Annotated in this window: 12 protein-coding genes; 5 read left to right on the top strand and 7 right to left on the bottom strand. The window is 70.3% G+C overall.

Features of this window, described 5'->3' with window-relative positions:
- Nucleotides 1–29: 29 nt before the first annotated feature.
- Complete coding sequence (locus WMF36_RS40685; RefSeq protein ID WP_437576216.1) at nt 30–740, bottom strand: hypothetical protein; 711 nt, start codon at nt 738–740, stop codon at nt 30–32.
- 364 nt (nt 741–1,104) lie between these two features.
- The gene (locus tag WMF36_RS40690) at nt 1,105–1,680 is read right to left on the bottom strand and encodes a hypothetical protein (RefSeq protein ID WP_437576217.1); all 576 of its coding nucleotides are present in this window, start codon (nt 1,678–1,680) and stop codon (nt 1,105–1,107) included.
- A gap of 278 nt (nt 1,681–1,958) precedes the next feature.
- Between WMF36_RS40690 and WMF36_RS40695 the strand changes: the two genes are divergently transcribed.
- Nucleotides 1,959–2,288 carry a transposase gene (locus WMF36_RS40695; RefSeq protein WP_437576218.1) on the top strand — a complete coding sequence of 110 codons (330 nt, stop codon included), beginning with the start codon at nt 1,959–1,961 and terminating at the stop codon, nt 2,286–2,288.
- Complete coding sequence (locus WMF36_RS40700; RefSeq protein ID WP_437582020.1) at nt 2,278–3,171, top strand: IS701 family transposase; 894 nt, start codon at nt 2,278–2,280, stop codon at nt 3,169–3,171. The genes WMF36_RS40695 and WMF36_RS40700 overlap by 11 nt, the downstream gene beginning before the upstream one ends.
- A 143-nt stretch (nt 3,172–3,314) precedes the next feature.
- Here WMF36_RS40700 and WMF36_RS40705 read toward each other — a convergent pair whose 3' ends face one another.
- Nucleotides 3,315–4,211: a cupin domain-containing protein gene (locus WMF36_RS40705; protein WP_437576219.1), complete on the bottom strand. Its 897-nt coding sequence runs from the start codon at nt 4,209–4,211 to the stop codon at nt 3,315–3,317.
- A gap of 108 nt (nt 4,212–4,319) precedes the next feature.
- Between WMF36_RS40705 and WMF36_RS40710 the strand changes: the two genes are divergently transcribed.
- A complete protein-coding gene (locus WMF36_RS40710) occupies nt 4,320–5,063 on the top strand; it encodes an SDR family oxidoreductase (RefSeq protein ID WP_437576220.1) in 744 nt (247 codons plus the stop codon).
- A gap of 124 nt (nt 5,064–5,187) precedes the next feature.
- Here the strand turns inward: WMF36_RS40710 and WMF36_RS40715 are convergent, their stop codons facing one another.
- Together WMF36_RS40715 and WMF36_RS40720 are read right to left on the bottom strand one after the other, a co-directional pair.
- Nucleotides 5,188–5,976: a hypothetical protein gene (locus WMF36_RS40715; protein ID WP_437576221.1), complete on the bottom strand. Its 789-nt coding sequence runs from the start codon at nt 5,974–5,976 to the stop codon at nt 5,188–5,190.
- 295 nt (nt 5,977–6,271) lie between these two features.
- On the bottom strand, nt 6,272–7,657 hold the full coding sequence (locus WMF36_RS40720; protein ID WP_437576222.1) for a sigma-54-dependent transcriptional regulator: 1,386 nt from the start codon (nt 7,655–7,657) through the stop codon (nt 6,272–6,274).
- Nucleotides 7,658–7,979: 322 nt separating this feature from the next.
- On the opposite strand from WMF36_RS40720, the gene WMF36_RS40725 reads away from it, so the two are divergent.
- The gene (locus WMF36_RS40725; RefSeq protein WP_437576223.1) at nt 7,980–9,467 is read left to right on the top strand and encodes an amino acid permease; all 1,488 of its coding nucleotides are present in this window, start codon (nt 7,980–7,982) and stop codon (nt 9,465–9,467) included.
- Between the two features lie 19 nt (nt 9,468–9,486).
- Here WMF36_RS40725 and WMF36_RS40730 read toward each other — a convergent pair whose 3' ends face one another.
- A complete protein-coding gene (locus WMF36_RS40730) occupies nt 9,487–10,695 on the bottom strand; it encodes a cytochrome P450 (protein ID WP_437576224.1) in 1,209 nt (402 codons plus the stop codon).
- Nucleotides 10,696–10,919: 224 nt separating this feature from the next.
- A complete protein-coding gene (locus tag WMF36_RS40735; protein WP_437576225.1) occupies nt 10,920–11,381 on the bottom strand; it encodes a macro domain-containing protein in 462 nt (153 codons plus the stop codon).
- Nucleotides 11,382–11,740: 359 nt separating this feature from the next.
- Between WMF36_RS40735 and WMF36_RS40740 the strand changes: the two genes are divergently transcribed.
- Complete coding sequence (locus tag WMF36_RS40740; RefSeq protein ID WP_437576226.1) at nt 11,741–13,501, top strand: sigma-54-dependent transcriptional regulator; 1,761 nt, start codon at nt 11,741–11,743, stop codon at nt 13,499–13,501.
- The last annotated feature ends 7 nt before the right edge of the window (nt 13,502–13,508 follow it).

The raw sequence follows: 13,508 nt of genomic DNA on the forward strand, positions 1-13,508 counted from the left end.
ATTTCAAGTGCATAGATAGGTCTCCTTGACTAACCGCCGGAGCCGCCGTTCGACGTGTCGGGCCCCAGCCCGACGCCCCCGTCTCCACCCCACGCCCCGGCTCCGCCCTGGCCTCCGGTTGTCTCCCACCCCCCGGCTCCGCCCGCGCCTCCTTCTCCGCTCCCACCGTAGATTTCGCTCGGATCCTCGTGGACCTTGATGCTGACGTTCAGCTTGCCGTTGAGCCACAGGGCGGCGTCCCCGATACCGAACTGATACTGAGCCCAGGTCGTCGAATGCGGCGAGACGTAGACGTAGACAGTCTCCGACGACAGCAACGTGGCCTCGACGTCCGTCACCGTGCCGCCCTGGACCTTCTTGAACTCCCAGCCTGGAAGCAGCGTGACGTTGTAGCTGCCCTGCTCCAGATCGACGAGGATGGCGCTGGCGTCTGGATCTTCGTCCTCCGTATGGATCGTCAGCAGAGGTCCGCTGGGAATACCCCCGCCGCCGCTTGTGGACGAGGCGCCGCCCGCCCCCACGCCCGTCCCCATGTCCCGGTAGTAGCCGCGCCGGATCTCGAACGTGGCGTTACGAAGCTGATAGCGCGCTCCAGACGGCGCCTCGGCCGCGAGCGGCAAGCTGATCGAGCCGAGCGCTGCCTCGTCATCGCCAGGTTGCGAGACGCAACCGCTGAGCCCGACAGCGAACAGCGCGCCAGCCGCCGCGAGCGACCCGAACCCCCTACACATCTTGCTCATCCTTCTCTCCTCCCGAGCTACCGCTCGGTACCGGCGGCCGCGGGTGCCACGGTCCACCATTGGTTTTCCGTGCGACCTGTGAGCAATCCGCGGACCAAGCAGGAATCCCCGTCATTCATGCTCTCCTCGGTGCTCGTCCAGCGAGTTGGCTCAATATGGCTCAAACGATCTGTGCCATTGTGTGTGCGCGAGCCAGTGTGACGCAGCCAATCGCGCTTCGCGCGGCGCTGTCCAGCGAGCGTCGACGGCGAGGCGCGTCCATCTCGGCGAAGCGTGGAGGTTCCGGCGCGGCGGGCTCCTGACCCGACGACGCGTCCTTCGCGGCGGAGCGCTCGTGCCCCTGCAAGCGCGAGCGAGAGCCGGGCTAGGGAAGATATCTGATTTCGGAGGTGCAGGAGCCCTCCTTGCAGCGCGCCACGACGGCCGCCTCGCTCGGGTTGTCGAGCGGCTTGCCGTCCTCCGCGACCGGCGGACCTGTGGGGCAGTCGCACAGCGGGTAGCTGGCGGCGCAGGCCGCTTCGGCGGACTCGAACGCGCCCTTGTCCTCCGCGTCCACGCCGACGAACAGGACATCTCCGCAGCAGCTCGTGATGTGCTCCAGCACGACGCAATCGCTGGCCTGCTCGCAGGCCTTGCTGAACCCCGGAAAGATCGAGTCGCGGCATGTCAGCCCATGGCTGCCCTCGCCCCCGGAGCCGCCGGCCCCCGCGCTCGCGGCGCCGCCGCCGTCGCCCCCGCCGCCCCCGGAGCCGCCGGCCCCGGAGCTCGCGGCGCCGCCGCCGTCGCCCCCACCCCCGGTGCCTCCCGGGCCTGCGCCCGTGCCGCCGCTCGCCCCCGCGCCGCTGGCGCTGGAGGTTTCCGCGTTCGCCGGCTCATGGCCGTCATCGCTGCACGCCGCAGCTCCCAGCGCCGCCCATGGGAGGAAGCAAGCATGAGCCAACCAGAGAGAGTACCTGTCTATCATGGCCGCGATGTCTAGCACGGGGCATGCCCCGCTCAGGCTGCGGGGGGCGCGGATCTGCGTCGCGTGAGCGCGCACCACGTCGGGGTCGGCAGCGACGTCCCGCTCGACGCGACGTTTTAGCACCACTGTGTCGCGACCGAGCGGGATGAGCCGATGCTGCGCCCAGGAATTGCTCGGAAGTCTGGAGCCTTTCTGCGGACCGGCTCTTGCCGCCCCGCGGGCGCGACGCAGCCTGGTGTGCCGTGGAGTACACGATGGATGCCGCCGCCCAGCGGCGGCTGGACGCCTACTTCTCGGACATCGGGGACATCCTTGCCCATCCGCTGCGGCGCGAGTCGTTCGCGATCTATGCGATGGGGCTGCTCGGCGAGGCGGAACGCAAGAGCATCGAGCCGATCGCTGCCCGAGCCTGCCCCGACCCGGCGCGCGTGCAGGCGGCGCATCAGAGCTTGCAGCATTTCATCTCGAACGCGCAGTGGGACGACCACGCCGTGCGTCGGTACGCAGCCAGCTACGCCATCGCGGCGATGGCTGAGCACGCTCCGGTCTCGGCATGGATCATCGACGACACAAATTTTTTGTAAGAAGGGCGAGCACTCGGTAGGGGTTCAACGGCAGTACACCGGCTCCGCCGGCAAGATCACCAACTGCCAGATCGGCATCAGCCTGAGCGTGGCAACGCGCTACCACCACGTGCCCATCGATTTCGAGCTGTACCTGCCTCGGAGCTGGTCCGAGGACCCAGCCCGACGGCGCGAAGCCCGCATTCCTACGTCCGTGCAGTACAAGAGCAAGGTCGACTTGGCGCTCGGCATGATCGAGCGTGCCGTGCGCGAAGGGATCCCCGGCGACATCGTGCTCGCCGATGCCCTCTACGGCAACGCCCATGGGTTCCGGGAGACCGTGCGCCTGCTGGGGTTCGACTATGCCGTAGCGATCGAAGCGCCCACCAAAGTCCTGCTGCTCAACGGAAGCGACTCCGAGCGATGCAGCCCGGTGAGCGTGGGCGAGCTGGGGCGACGCCTCGGCCGCCAGGCCTTTCGGCGGATTGCCTTGCGCGAAGGGACCGGGCGCACGTTGTCGTCGCGCTTTGCGCTGCGGCGCGTGCGAGTAGCGAGCCGCGATGGCATTCCGATCGCGCAGCACGAGCCGGTCTGGCTACTGATCGAGTGGCTCGACGGCGAACGTCAGCCGACGAAGTTCGCCCTCACGACGCTGCCGGCCCGGATGTCCCGGAGGGAGATCGTGCGCATCTACAAGGAGCGCTACCGTACCGAAAAGGTCTACGAGGAGTTGAAGGGCGAACTCGGCCTGGATCACTTCGAAGGCCGGCGCTTTCCCGGCTGGCACCACCATGTGACCGTCGCCCTCAGCTGCTACGCGTTCGTTGTCGCCGAACGCGCGCGGCATTTTTCCCCCTCGGCCGAACGGACGCGTTTCCCCGCGCCGTTCCCGCTCGCGGCCTGAGCGCCATTTTGGCGACTCCTTCCCCACCTGTCGTCTCGCCATCGCCCACGTGCTGACCCGCTGGTTGCCCCGGTGCCCCAGCTGCCACCGTCGACACGCCGAGCGCCCCAGGCTCCAGTCCCTCCGGCTGTGACACAGTGGTGCTAGCCCGCGCGCGCGTAGCGGCTCGGAGGCTGGCCCACGTGGCGGCGGAACGCGGTGCTGAAGGTGCTCGCCGAGCCGTAGCCGACGCGCTCGGCGACCTCGGCGATCCCGAGATCCTGGCGGCGGAGCAGATCCCTCGCGACCGCCATGCGCCAGGCGAGCAGGTATTCCATCGGCGGCTGGCCCACGGTGCGGGTGAAGCGCTCGAAGAACGTCGAGCGCGAGAGGGCCGCGGTCTTCGCGAGCTCGGCCACCGTCCACGAACGCGCGAGCTGACCGTGCATCTGCCGTATCGCCGGCGCGAGCCGCGGATCGGCCAACCCGCGCAGGAGCCCCGGAGGCGCGTCTTCAGCCGAGGTCGACCGCAGCGCTTCGATGAGCAGCACCTCCACGAGCCGCGTGAGCACGAGGTCGCGACCCGATCTCTGCTCGCTCGATTCGTCGCCTACGAGCCGCACAAGCACCGAGAGCCGCTCGACGCCGCGCACGTGCAGCAGCGCCGGCAGCAGCGACACGAGCAGCGCCGCGTCAGGCGAGTCGAAGATGAAGTAGCCGCCGAGCAGCCGCACGTCGGGGCGCCCACCGCGCGTGCCGTGGCGGACTTCACCCGTCGGCGCGGGCGCCACCTTCGGGTCGATGCGCTCTGGCCTCACCGGCTCGAAGCCCGACAGGGTGAAGCCCGGCGTCGCCGGCAGGAGCACGAAGTCGCCCGCCTCGAGCGTCAGGGCGCGCTCGCCGTCGACAGCGAGACGACAGCTGCCCTCCACCACCGCGCAGAAGCTCGGCTGGCCGAAGTCCGAGTAGCGAACCCCCCAGCGGCCGGCGCCGCTGATGCCCTTCGAGAGCACGGTGCGCGGTTGGAGCAGCGCGATGACCTCCGAGAGAGGGTCGTTCATGTCCGGACTGTAGCAAACAAAATGTGGACTCTCAATTGTAGATAGTCCGGCGCCCCGCGGCTATGTTCCCCTCATGAACGCCGCGCTCGTCGCGGCAAAGGAATGGATATGAAGACCGTGCTCATCACTGGTTGCTCCTCGGGCTATGGCCTCGAGACCGCGCGCCACTTCCACGCGCAGGGCTGGAACGTGGTCGCCACGATGCGAACGCCGCGCGAGGACGTGCTGCCGCGGTCGGACCGGCTGCGCGTGGTGGCGCTCGACGTGACGAAGCCCGCCAGCATTGCGGCGGCGCTCGAGGCGAGCGGGCCCATCGACGTTCTCGTCAACAACGCCGGTATCGGGCTCATGGGCGCCTTCGAGGCCACGCCGATGACCACGGTGCGCGAGGTGTTCGAGACCAACACCCTCGGCGTGATGGCCATGACGCAAGCCGTGCTGCCCGGGTTCCGCGCGCGGAGATCGGGCGTGGTGGTGAACGTGACCTCGAGCGCGACGCTCGCGCCGATGCCGCTCGTCGCCGTGTACACCGCGAGCAAGATGGCCATCGAAGGGTTCAGCGCGTCGCTTGCGTTCGAGCTCGAGGCCTTCGACGTGCGCGTGAAGCTCGTCGAGCCGGGCTACGCCCCGACGACGCGCTTCACGAGCAACGGGGGAGCCCGCATGGAAGGGCTGATTCCCGACGCCTACGCACCTTTCGCGCAGCGCATCTTCGCCTCCTTCGGGCAGCCGGCGCTCGTGACGAGCGAGTCCGACGTGGCCGAAGCGGTGTGGCGCGCCGCGAACGACGCATCGGGGCAGCTCCGGTTCCCGGCCGGCCCCGACGCGGTGGCGCTGGCTCGGGCGAGCTGAGCAACTCCAGGGGGCGTTGGCGGCGGCGTGACGGGAAGGAGATGAGCGGTGTGACCCGCGTCGCCGTCACGCGGGGATCGCCGGCAGGCGCGGGCCGCGAGCGGTGCGCCTGCCGGGAGGCGGTTCAGTTGGCGATGAACACGCAGCACCCGAGGACGCAGCTGTAGCCGTTGGAACACCCGGCGCTGCAGGGCTCCGAGCACGTCGGGTCAGGCTCGCCCTCGCCGCCGCTGCCGTCGGAGCCGCCCTCGCCGCTCTCGCCCGTGCCGCCGTCGGGGTCGCCGCCGCTGCTACTGGAGCCGCCCTCGCCGCTCTCGCCCGTGCCGCCGTCGTGGGCGCCGCAGCCCCCCTCGCCGCCGTCGCTGCCACCCGGGTCGCCGGAGCCGCTGCCGGGGCCGTCGTCGCAGTGGCCGGGGCCGATGCCGCCCTCGTTGAAGTCGGCGAGCTTGCCCGAGAGCGAGACGGCCGCGTCGGCCGCGGCGCCGCGCTTCACGCCGTACGGGAGCTTGCCGTCAGCATCCTTGTTGGCGGCCATCCACGCCTCGGCGTCGGCGAGCGCCCCGTCGAGGGCAGCGTCGCTCGCGCCGCTCGCCACGTTGAGCAGCGCGGCGATGAGCTGGTGGCCCAGGATCAGGCTCGTGTCGCCCTTCGGGGGCGTCCGGAAGAGCTCGAGCAGCTCCTCCTGGGAGTACTCCACGCCGCCGAGGGTAAGCTTCGACGTCGGCCAGCTCTCCTCGTGGTTCTTCCAGTAGCCCTGGGTGAGCGTGCAGCCGTCGCCCTCGGACGTGGGCTGACCCACGACCACGTTGCCGGTCCCCTCGCCGAGGCGATCCGCGGCGCCCAGCCCACAACCGGCGAGGGCGGATCCGACCAGCGACAGACAGCCCACAAGCATCATCCTGCTAAGCGTCATGACTCCTCCTGAAGTTGCTCATCCGCGGTGCTCGCTCCTCGCGAGGAGCAAACCACCGACATCGTGCGTGCAGAGCGGCCGGCGTCGCGCCGATCGGGTTGCACCGGCGGCCCCCGATCGACGGGGACCACGACCTCGATCGGATTGAACCAGCTACAGTCGTGACGAGCCGCGCTCTCGGTCCTTCAGTGCCGGCCTGAGCTCGGTACGGCTCATGTTTTTGTGGTCGCCTGCAGATCCGATGTCGTTCTCGGTCGAGTGAAGTTTTCCTTCACCATCACACGAGCGGCCGAGCTCACTTCAGCCCATACCGATCCATCTTGTTGAGCAGCCCCTGGCGCGACAGCCCGAGCCGCACGGCCGCCTGACTCCTGTTCCCCTGGGTCGCCCGGAGCGCGGCGGCGATCTCCCGCCGCTCCAGCGCCGCGATCTTCTCTTCCAGCGTCGCCCCCTCGGCCGGCTCATCGCCTGCCGCCGCCGTGGGCGCGCCACCTCGCCGCGCCGGCGAGAGGTCCTCCTCGAGGATCTCTCCCCTGCCCCCGGCCATCACGAGCGCGCGCTGCATCTCGTGCCGGAGCTCGCGCAGGTTGCCGGGCCAGTCGCAGGCCTCGAGCCGCCGCATCGCGCCGGGCGAGATCGCCGTCACGGGCGAGCGCGGCACGAGCGCGCGCGACACGTTCAGGAAATGCTGCGCGAGCAGCGGCAGGTCGCCCACGCGATCCGCGAGCCGCGGCAAGGCGATCTCTATCCCGCGCACGCGCCAGTAGAGATCGTCGCGAAAGGCCTTGTTCGCGACCATCGACTCCAGCGCCCTGTGGGTGGCCGACACGATGCGGACGTCCACGGTCACCGGACGCGCCGCGCCGACCGGCAGGATCTCGCCCGTCTCGAGCACCCGCAGGAGCTTCACCTGCAGCGCCGGATCCATGTCCCCGAGCTCGTCGAGGAACAGGGTCCCTCCGTCCGCCTCGACGAACAGGCCGGGAGCGTCCTTGATCGCGCCCGTGAAGGCGCCCTTGCGGTGGCCGAACAGCGTCGACTCCAGCAGGGTCGGCGCGAGCGCGCCGCAGTTGACCGCGATGAACGGCTTGCCCTTCCGCCGGCTCCTCGCGTGCAGGTAATGGGCGAACACCTCCTTGCCCGTCCCGGATTCGCCCGTGATGAGCACCGGCACGTCGGTCGGCGCCGCGCGCTCGCACAGCGTCTTCGCCTCGAGGAACGCCGGCGACTGCCCGAGCAGCGCCGAGGCGTCGCCCTCGCGGGCGGTGAGCGAGCGCTCCAGCTCCGCCACCCGGTCTTCCAGCGCGAGGCGCGCCGCCGCGCGCGCGACCACGGCGAGCAGCACGTCCGGGTCGACCGGCTTGGCCAGGAAGTCGTACGCGCCGCGCTCGACGAGCCGCAGGGCGAGCGGGGTCTCGCCCGCGCCGGAGACGACGATCACCTTGGCCGCGGGCCGCTCGGCGAGGATCTTCTCCGCGAGCGCGGCGCCCTCCTCGGGGCGGCCCGACGGCGGCAGCATCAGGTCGAGCACGACGAGGCGCGCGCTCGTGCGGCGGAGCTCCGCGAGGGCCTTCGGGGCGGCCCCGGCCTCGGCGACCGCGTACCCGTCCAGCGAGAGGAGCTCGCGGTAGGCGTCGCGGAAGCCCGGATCGTCGTCGATGAGCAGGACAGTGTCGGTCACGGGTGACCGTACCGCGTGGCCCGGGCGCTGAGCCAGGCCTGTCTTGGGCGCGGCGCTCTCCCCGGCTTCACCCGGCACCTCTCGCCCACAAATCACGCTCGCGGAAAAGCGACAGTCCGCTCGCGGCGAGCGGGCGATGACAGGCTCCAGGGGATGTGCGCGGCCAGCGAGCTGCCGAGCTGCTCTGCCGTCGCGCCGTCGAGGGAGCGGCGGCTCACCCCCTGCGCCCGCGCGATATCCGTGCCGAGGTCATCGCCTCTGTCGACGTGCCTCTGGCTTGACGTGCTGAGGGCCGGGCCGCAGAGCCAGCACACCGAAGTTCATGGGGAGCCGGCTATTCGTCCGCAAACCGATATCGGTCCTGAAAAAGGAGCTGGAGGGGGAGCACCGCCTCCACCGCGCCCTCGGGCCGCTGCAGCTCACGAGCCTCGGGATCGGCGCGATCATCGGGACAGGCATCTTCGTACTCACCGGTCAGGCCGCGCACGACAAGGCAGGTCCCTCGCTGATGCTGTCCTTCGTGGTCGCGGGGATGGCCTGCGTGTTCGCGGCCCTCTGTTACGCGGAGTTCGCGGCGATGGTGCCGGTCGCGGGCTCGGCCTACACGTACGCGTACGCGACGCTCGGCGAGCTGCCGGCGTGGATCATCGGGTGGGATCTCATCCTCGAGTACGCCGTCGGCGCCGCCGCCGTGGCGCACGGGTGGTCCCACTATTTCCAGGACTTCATCGGAATCTTCGGGGTCGAGCTGCCAGGAGAGCTCAGGAGCGCGCCGTTCGACTACGATCCAGCGCTCGGCGAGCTCGTGTCCACGGGGTCGGTCATCGATCTCCCCGCCATCCTCGTGACGGCCGCGGTCACGATGATGCTGCTCAAGGGCATCCGCGAGAGCGCGACCTTCAACGCCGGGATCGTCGCGCTCAAGCTCGCGGTCGTGCTCTTCGTCATCGTCGTCGGCGCGTTCCACGTCAACCCGGACAACTGGCGGCCGTTCGCGCCGTTCGGGTTCGGGGGGCTCAGCTTCTTCGGTCACACGATCTTCGGCGAGCTCGGCAAAGGGGGCGAGCCGCTCGGGATGCTCGCCGGCGCCGCGACCATCTTCTTCGCCTACCTCGGGTTCGATGCGGTCTCGACCCACGCCGAGGAGGCGAAGCACCCGCAGCGCGATCTCCCCATCGGCATCGTGGTCTCGCTCATCATCTGCACCGTGCTCTACGTCGCCGTCGCGGCGATCCTGACGGGCATGGTGCCCTACACCGAGCTGAGCATCGACGCGCCGGTCTCCGACGCCTTCGCGCGCGTCGGCCTCCCGTGGGCGCAGTTCATCATCTCCCTCGGGGCGGTCGCGGGGATCACCTCCGTTCTGCTCGTGCTCATGAACAGCCAGCCGCGCGTGCTGCTCGCCATCGCCCGCGACGGGCTCCTGCCCAGGAAATTCTTCGGAGCGGTGCATCCGGTCTTCAGGACGCCGTGGAAGTCCACCCTCGTCACCGGGTTCGTGGTCGCCACCCTCTCGTCGCTCCTCCCGCTGCGGATCCTGGCGGAGCTCGTCAATATCGGGACGCTCCTTGCGTTCCTGTTCGTCTGCGCGGCGGTCCTGGTCATGCGCCGGGCGGCGCCGGACACGCCGCGCCCGTTCCGGGTGCCGCTCTATCCGCTCACCCCGATCCTCGGGATCGTGATCTGTCTCCTCCTCATGTTCTCGCTGCCCACCGAGAACTGGCTACGTCTCGCCATCTGGCTCCTCCTCGGGTTCACGATCTACTTCGGCTACAGCCGCAAGCACAGCGCGATGACGGCGAGCCAGTGACGCCCCGGCGCGGCGCGCGCTACCCGGCAGGGCGCGCGCACCGGACCGGCATCGACTTCACGCCGCTCACCCAGTTCGAGCGGAGCCGCACGGCCGGCCCGGCGAGCTCGATCTCTGGGAGCCTGCGCAGGAGCTCCTCGAAGGCGACCCGCGCCTCCAGGCGCGCGAGCGCGAGGCCCAGGCACACGTGGGGACCCATGCCGAAGGAGAGATGCTCGTTGGGCGTCCGGCCGACATCGAATTTCTGCGGATCCCTGAAGACCGCCTCATCGCGGTTGGCCGAGACGTACCACAGGACCACCTTGTCCCCGGCCGCGATCCGCTGCCCGTCCAGCTCGGTGTCCCGCACCGCCGAGCGCCGGAAGTAATAGACCGGCGGCGAGAAGCGCAGCATCTCCTCGATGGCGGTCGGGAGGAGCGAGGGATCCTGGAGCAGGCGCCGGCGCTGGTCGGGGTGCTCGATCAGCGCGAGCATCCCGTTGGAAATGAGGTTCTTCGTGGTGTCGTGGCCTGCCGTCAGCAGCAGGTTGAAGAAGCCGCCGAACTCCGTGTAGGAGAGCGTCTCGCCGTCCACCTCGGCGGCCATGAGCAGGCTCAGCATGTCGTCCTTGGGCGCCCTGCGCCGCTCTTCGGCGAGCCTGTGGGCATAGGCGTTCATGTTGTGGAGCACCGCGTTCAGCTCCTCGGGCGTGACGCCGACGTCGGGGTCGCTGGCCCCGAAGAACCGCATCGTCCAGTCGAGCATCTGCTCCTGATCCTCGCGGGGGACGCCGAGCATCTCGAGGATCACGGTCAGGGGCAGCTTGCCCGCGATGTCGCTGGCGAAGTCGCACCCGCCGCGCGCGCAGGCCTCGTCGATGAGCCGCGTCACGTGCTCCCGCACGTGCGTCTCGAGGCGCTGGATGACACGGGGCGTGAACCCCTTGCTGACCAGCGCCCGGAAGCGGGCGTGCCGGGGCGGGTCCATCATGATCATGACATCGGGGTTGTCGCGCATGTCCCCCGGCGGGAAATCCTCGATGAAGACGCCGCGCCCCGAGCAGAACGCGGCCGGGTCGCGCGAGATGCGGGCGACGTCGGCGTGCCGCGTGATCGCCCAGAACCCCCTGCCCGCCGGCTCGGGGTGCCAGTAGACGGGGGCCTCCCGGCGGAGGATCTCGAAGCGATCGTGCGGCGCGCCCGCGAGGTAGAGGTCTGGATCGAGGACATCGACGGTTTCATGGATCATCTGCGCAGAACCTCCTCACAGAGGCTTCGCAGGGTACCAGGCGGGCCCGCGGCCGTCTCCGTGAGCTGCCCGCGCCGGTCGTGACGGGCGGCGCTACCGCTGCGACGAACGGCGGGCGTCACGCCGCGAGCGGAGGAGCGCCACGCCGCTGAGCCCCACGTTCCTCGGTCGATCACGGCGCGCACCGCGCAGAGGCAACGAGTCGCGAAGCGAGCCGCCTGCGGCTACGCGGTCCGCGCGCGCACGAACTGCTCGAAGACAAGGAGCGTGACGCTCGTGTGGGCGCCGCTCTCCGCGAGGACGCGCTTCACCCGCTGCCCGTCGAGCCCGGCGCTCCCGGCCCCGAGGCGCGGCAGCGCGATCCGGTCGATCCCCGCTTTCGCGGCGAGCTCCACCATCGTCTTCAGGGATTGCGAAAGGGCCGGCAGGGTCGCCTTTTTTGCCTCGCTCTCCTGGATCGCGAGGCAGTAGACCGTGTCCATGCCCTCGCTCCACGCGAAGACCTCCCCGAGCGTCGGCCTGCGCTCGGCGCAGCGCTGGGCGTAAGCCTCGAGCATCCGCGGCCACCGCTTCTTGAAGGCGACGGAGACCCCCGCCTCCATGGTCCCCGCGCAGTTGCAACCGTGGGCGTAGGCGCGCACTCCGTCGGTGTGGAGGATGTCGCCTTTGGTGAAGATCGTCGGCACGGAGGGCACACTACCCGATCCGCGGCGGGGCGAAGCCGCGGGATCGCGGTTTCGATGGCCATCTTCAGGATCCGAGCGACCTGGCTGACCTGCTCGCCCTCGTCAACCAAGAGGAGGACGAGGCGCTCCCGGGGCGTGGTCAGCCGGAGCTGGTTCAGCAGGTCGCGCACCTCGACGAGCCGCGCGCGCCCCTGCCCGCCGGCTCGGGGCGCGAGTAGACGGGGGCCTCCCGGCGGAGGATCTCGAAGCGATCAAGTGGGGGCTCGCGTCCCTCCCGGACGCGCTGCGTCCGCCGGAGACGCCAATCTGTGCGTTCCACCTGGACCCGCCCCCGTTCTCCTGCTTTCCTGCTCCCTATCGTGACCGTGTCCCGCGACGAGAGTTTCGTCTCGCTCGTCCCCCGCCTCGTGTCGGCCACGTACTTTGACGAAGCTGCCACGGCGGTCCTCCAGGCCATGTTCGCCTGCGTCGAAGAGGCGCTCGCCGACAGCCCGCTCGCCAGCCGCGCTCGGATCCTGCGCGGCGTCGTCCACCTCCGTCCCGAGGGCAGCTACCAGCGCCTCTTCGGCATCGACCGCCTGAGCGGCGCGCGCATCGAAGGCACCGGCTATCTCACCTCCGGCAGCGTCTGGAGCTGGATCGAGAAGCACCGCTGTTCGGTCTCGATCGACGTCCAGCGCGCTTCGCTTCGCTCCTGGATGCCGGACGGGGCGGCGATCGAGCTCCGTCATCCGTCGGAGACGGCCGGCATGCCCGGCGACGCGACGCGCGAGCGGATGCTCGGTCGCGACGCGACCCACGTCCATGTCGTCCCGCTGCGCGCGCCCGGCGGCAGCGTCGACGGCATGATCACGCTCGAGGCGAGCTGCAGGGGGGCCGTCGGACTGGAGCTCCCCTGGGCGGAGTGCCACGAGGAGCTGGCGATCCTCGCCAGCATCGCCGGGGCCTTCATCGCCGCCCGCGCGCTGCCGCTTCGCTCGGACGATCCGGCGAGCCCGGACGAGTTCCTGCCGGTCGTCGGCCAGAGCACCGCGCCTCTCGTCGAGCTGCTCCGCGCCTTCGCCCCACGGGACGACACCATCCTGATCACCGGCCCGACCGGCGCCGGGAAATCCAGGCTCGCGCGCTGGTGCCACGAACACTCGCAGCGCCGAGGCCAGCCCTTCGAGTCGCTGGACCTCCTCGGCGTGCCCGAGGACCTGCAGATGGCCGAGCTGTTCGGCTGGAAGCGAGGCGCCTTCACCGGAGCGGTCAAGGACAACCCAGGCGCGATCGCCCGCGCCGCGAAGGGCACGCTCTTCCTCGACGAGATCGACAAGCTCTCGCTCAAGGCCCAGGCGGGCCTCCTGCGCTTCATCGAGGAGCGCACTTACCGGATGCTGGGCGATGACGGGGCGGGGGAGCGCCGCGCCGACGCGCGCCTCCTCGTCGGCACCAACGCCGATCTGCGCGCCGCCGTGCGCGCCGGCCGCTTCCGCGAGGACCTGTACTACCGCATCAACGTCCTGCCGGTGCGGCTGCTCCCGCTCGCCGAACGGCTCGACGAGCTCCCGCGCTGGGCCGATTACATGCTGAACCGGCGCCATCAGGAGGCCGACGGCAAGGGTACGGCGCGCTTCGAGCCCGAGGCCATGAAGCTCCTTGTGTCCGCGCCCTGGCCGGGCAACCTGCGGCAGCTCGACAACATCGTCCGGCGCGCTTACGCGCTCCAGCTCGCGGGGCAGAGCGGCCTGGGTGGCGACCTCTTGATCCTGCGGCGCCACGTCGAGCGCGCGCTCACCTTCGACAGCGACGCCGAGCCGAGCGCGCTGATCAAGCTGCTCTGGCGGGCGGCGCTCAGCTTCGTGAACGAGGCCGAGCGACGCCGGGGCGGCAGCGCCCCGCTCCCGCTCGAGCTGACCGACGCGTTCCGCGGCATGGTCCTGGGCGCGGCGGTGCAGCGGACGGGCAACCGTGACGACGCCTTCACGCTGCTCGGCCAGGAGCCGCTGCTCAAGAACCGCAACCACCATCGGACGCTGCGCCGCGAGCTCTCGCGGGTGCGCGAGGTCCTGGATCTGCTCGGGGGTGACGTCGATCCGGGTCTCCTGGCGGTGCTCGACACCGACAAGGAGCCCTGACGGACAG

Origin of the sequence: Sorangium sp. So ce887 (genome assembly GCF_051521455.1) — a bacterium.
Lineage (GTDB): Bacteria > Myxococcota_A > Polyangia > Polyangiales > Polyangiaceae > Sorangium.